General features: G+C 73.6%; 2 protein-coding genes and 1 pseudogene. 2 read left to right on the top strand and 1 reads right to left on the bottom strand.

The genetic code is table 11. The features are described 5' to 3' along the window. Positions 1-688: MerR family transcriptional regulator (locus tag C1I97_RS34785; RefSeq protein WP_111006962.1), on the bottom strand; the 688-nt coding region annotated here is incomplete at its 3' end. Positions 689-805: 117 nt separating this feature from the next. Between C1I97_RS34785 and C1I97_RS34780 the strand changes: the two are divergent. Together C1I97_RS34780 and C1I97_RS34775 are read left to right on the top strand one after the other, a co-directional pair. Continuing rightward, positions 806-1,289: pseudogene (locus tag C1I97_RS34780) on the top strand (macro domain-containing protein). Between the two features lie 95 nt (positions 1,290-1,384). Continuing rightward, positions 1,385-2,781: ABC-F family ATP-binding cassette domain-containing protein (locus C1I97_RS34775; protein WP_111006961.1), on the top strand; the 1,397-nt coding region annotated here is incomplete at its 3' end.

Here is a 2,781-nt window from a genome sequence, read left to right as displayed (position 1 = left end):
CGCCGACCCACTCGCGCAGCTCCTCCCTGAGCGACCGCTGGAAGGTCGTGAGCAGGGCCTGCACCACCAGTGGGTGCATGTGCGCGGACAACGACTTCACGTCCCGCGTGTCACGTTCGGCCACGGCCTCGCGCAGCAGTCCCGACAGCTCGCGCGCGGCCGCCCGGGCGTGCTCGACCAGCGCCGTACGGGCCGCGAGGATCGTCTCCTGGGACAGCGGCACGTCCAGCAGCCGCAGGCCGAGCCGCAGCAGTCCGGAGTCGACCCGGAAGGAGTCCCCGTCGGCCGCGACCACGTTCATCGCGGCCAGCCGCTCCACGTCCTCCTCGCTCAGCGCCCGCCCGGCCCGGCGCTCCAGCTCGGGCCGGGTGAGCGTCTCCACCCTCTCGGGAGCCCAGGAGGCGACCACCGCCCGGTGGACGGCCAGGTCGTGCGGGCTGAGGTCCGGCGGCAGCTGCCGCAGATGGCGCTCGATCGCGGCCAGCGTCATGCCCTGCAGCCGCATCTCCTCGATCAGCGCCAGGCGCGCCAGGTGCTCCGGGCCGTAGTGCCCCACCCGGCGCGGACCGATCACCGGGGGCGGCAGCAGCCCCCGGCCGCCGTAGAAGCGGACCGTGCGCACCGTGACCCCGGCCCGCGCGGCCAGTGCGTCGATCGTGAGGGTCGGCTCGTCGGAGTCGGTCGTCATGCGCAGCAGTATCACTGTCCCACCAACACCGTGAAAGCCCTGACCTGCGCTGCGCCTCCGAGCTCACGAAGCAGCAGCCCAGGACCCGTTGTCAGTGGCAGCCCGTACGGTGGCGTCATGTCGGGGATCACATACATCCGAGGTGACGCCAAGGCGCCGTCGGCCGAGGGCGCCAAGGTGATCGCCCACGTCTGCAACGACGCGGGCGGCTGGGGGAGGGGCTTCGTCGTGGCCCTCTCCCGGCGCCGGCCCGAGCCGGAGGCCGCCTACCGCGCCTGGTACCGCGACCGCGTGGAGAACGACTTCGGCCTGGGCGCCGTCCAGCTCGCCCGGGTCGAGCCGTCCCTGTGGGTGGCCAACATGATCGGTCAGCACGGCGTAAGGCGGGCCACCAGCAGGGATGTCCCCGTCCGGTATGAGGCGATCGACACGGCCCTGGGCCGGCTCGCCGACCGGGTGGCCGAGCTCGGCGCGTCCGTGCACATGCCCCGCATAGGCTTGCGGCCTGGCCGGGGGCAGCTGGGACCGGATCGAGCCGCTGATACGGCGGCGGCTGGTGGAGCGGGGCATCGCGGTGACCGTGTACGACCACGACGGGTGAGGCCGAGCGGCCCGGGGACAGGGGGCTGCCCCGGCCGCCCGGCCGCCACTCACCCGCTGTGCACGTCGTTCGCGGCCGTTAGGATCGGCCGTCTGATGACTTCCACCCTCGTCGCCAAGAATCTCGCCGCCGGGCACGGCGACCGCGCGCTGTTCTCCGGACTCGACCTCGTCGTCGCGCCCGGGGACGTGATCGGGCTGGTCGGTGCCAACGGCGCCGGCAAGTCCACGCTGCTCAGGATGCTTGCCGGGCTGGAGGCGCCCGAACAGGGCGGGTTCACGCTGTCCCCGCCGACGGCGACCGTCGGGCACCTGCCCCAGGAGCCGGAACGGAGGCCGGGCGAGACCGTACGGGAGTTCCTGGCCCGCCGCACCGGGGTCGCCGCGGCCCAGCGGGCGATGGACGAGGCCACGCAGGCGCTGGTCGAGGGCGCACCGGGGGCGGACGACGCGTACGCGACGAGCCTGGAGCGGTGGCTCGGCCTCGGCGGCGCCGACCTCGACGAACGCGCGGAGGAAGTCGCCGACTCCCTGGGCCTGGCCGTCGGCCTCGACCAGCCCATGACCTCCCTCTCCGGCGGCCAGGCGGTCCGCGCCGGCCTCGCCTCGCTGCTGCTGTCCCGCTACGACGTCTTCCTGCTCGACGAGCCGACCAACGACCTGGACCTGGACGGCCTGGAGCGGCTGGAGCGGTTCGTGACCGGGCTGCGCGCCGGGACGGTCGTCGTCAGCCACGACCGCGAGTTCCTCACCCGTACCGCCACCAAGGTCCTCGAACTCGACCTCGTCCAGGGGCAGATCAACCTCTACGGCGGCGGGTACGCGGCCTACCTGGAGGAGCGGGAGGTGGCCCGCCGGCACGCCCGCGAGGACTACGAGGAGTACGCCGACAAACGGACCGCCCTCCAGGAGCGCGCGCAGATGCAGCGCACCTGGATGGACAAGGGGGTGAAGAACGCCCGGCGCAAGGCGGGCGACAACGACAAGATCGGCCGCAAGTTCCGCAGCGAGGCCAGCGAGAAGCAGGCCGCGAAGGCCCGCCAGACCCAACGCATGATCGAGCGGCTGGAAGTCGTCGAGGAGCCCCGCAAGGAGTGGGAGCTGCGCATGGAGATCGCGGCGGCCCCGCGCTCGGGCGCGGTCGTCGCCACGCTGCGGGACGCGGAGGTACGGCGCGGGGACTTCGTGCTCGGCCCGGTCTCCCTGCGGATCGACTGGGCGGACCGGGTGGCCGTCACCGGCGCGAACGGCGCCGGCAAGTCGACGCTGCTGGCCGCCCTGCTGGGCCGGGTGGGCCTGGATGCCGGTCACACGGCCCTGGGCTCGGGCGTCCTGGTCGGCGAGGTCGACCAGGCCCGCCGCCTGTTCCACGGCCCCGAAACCCTGCTGGACGCCTTCCGCACGGCGGTCCCGGACACCGAACCCGTCGAAGTCCGCACGCTGCTCGCCAAGTTCGGCCTGAAGGCGGACCACGTCCTGCGCCCCGCCGCGAC

The organism is Streptomyces sp. NTH33 (assembly GCF_003236365.1).
In the GTDB taxonomy this organism is placed as follows: domain Bacteria; phylum Actinomycetota; class Actinomycetes; order Streptomycetales; family Streptomycetaceae; genus Streptomyces.
The sequence above is the reverse complement of the archived record's forward strand: the minus strand, read 5'-3'. Positions and strand labels throughout refer to the sequence as shown.